General features: G+C 63.7%; 1 protein-coding gene. It reads right to left on the bottom strand.

Going from position 1 to position 571, the window contains the following annotated elements; all coding sequences use genetic code 11:
- Positions 1-134: 134 nt before the first annotated feature.
- Positions 135-571, bottom strand: a 437-nt coding sequence (locus tag AC1DS5_RS25385) for an ABC transporter permease (RefSeq protein WP_477721009.1), incomplete at its 5' end; no start/stop codon positions are given.

Genomic DNA, 571 nt, shown 5'->3' with positions numbered 1-571 from the left:
CCGTACGCTCGGTGATCGAGCGCTTTACGGGCGTGCCCAAACAGGCGCCGGTAGCAGAGCCGGATAAGCCCGCCGATGCACCTGCGGCGGCAGCACCTGCGGATGCAGCACCAAAGGCGAACTAACTTTTTGCCTTACAACGGCGCGGCGCTTTCGCCCCGGGCGCTCGACAGTTTAGACACCAGCGATGCCAGCACGATAACGACGGCGATGAACCCGACGATCAGCGTGCAGATGGCGTTGATCTCCGGTTTCACGCCAAGACGCACTTCCGAATAGATCCTAATCGGTAGCGTCGCCGAACCCGGCCCGGTCGTAAAACTGGCGATGACGAGGTCGTCGAGCGACAGCGTGAAGGCCAGCATCCAGCCGGCGGCAATGGCCGGCCAGATCAGCGGCAACGTGACGGCTATAAATGCGCGGAGCGGATCGCGGCCGAGATCCATCGCCGCTTCCTCGAGGCTGCGATCAATCCCCGCGAGGCGCGATTGCACCACGACGGCGACGAAGCACATGGTGAGTGTGGTGTGGGCGATGGTCACCGTGACAAAGCCGCGCCCGGCATCCAGCG

Source organism: Polaromonas sp. P4_H1 (assembly GCF_056400945.1).
Note: the sequence above shows the minus strand (reverse complement) of the source record. Positions and strands in the feature narration are given on the sequence as shown.